General features: G+C 50.5%; 4 tRNA genes. All 4 read left to right on the top strand.

Annotated elements, in window-relative coordinates:
• Positions 1–82: 82 nt before the first annotated feature.
• The 4 genes from QOS07_RS09335 to QOS07_RS09350 all read left to right on the top strand — a co-directional run bounded on the left by QOS07_RS09335 (position 83) and on the right by QOS07_RS09350 (position 443).
• A tRNA-Val gene (locus QOS07_RS09335) sits at positions 83–155 on the top strand.
• 18 nt (positions 156–173) lie between these two features.
• Positions 174–246, top strand: a tRNA-Lys gene (locus QOS07_RS09340).
• Positions 247–288: 42 nt separating this feature from the next.
• Positions 289–361: transfer RNA gene (locus QOS07_RS09345), tRNA-Thr, on the top strand.
• Positions 362–371: 10 nt separating this feature from the next.
• Positions 372–443 (top strand) — tRNA-Gly (locus tag QOS07_RS09350).
• Position 444 lies beyond the last annotated feature (1 nt).

Consider the following 444-nt stretch of genomic DNA (forward strand, 5'->3'; position numbering starts at 1 on the left):
GAACACAGAAGTTAAGCTTCAACACGCCGAAAGTAGTTGGGGGATCGCTCCCTGCGAGGATAGGACGTTGCCACGCATTTATGGAGGATTAGCTCAGTTGGGAGAGCATCTGCCTTACAAGCAGAGGGTCACAGGTTCGAGCCCTGTATCCTCCATTGAGCACCAATGCTCATGAGCCGTTAGCTCAGTTGGTAGAGCATCTGACTTTTAATCAGAGGGTCGTGGGTTCGATCCCCACACGGCTCATTGCCAAATGTCTAACGGTTTGGTATAATAATACATGTGCATGCCGACTTAGCTCAGCTGGTAGAGCATCTGTCTTGTAAACAGAAGGTCGTAGGTTCGACTCCTATAGTCGGCACTTGTAATATGCGGAAGTAGTTCAGTGGTAGAACATCACCTTGCCATGGTGGGGGTCGCGGGTTCGAATCCCGTCTTCCGCTT

The organism is Limosilactobacillus viscerum (assembly GCF_947387525.1).
GTDB classification, from domain to species: Bacteria; Bacillota; Bacilli; order Lactobacillales; family Lactobacillaceae; genus Limosilactobacillus; species Limosilactobacillus viscerum.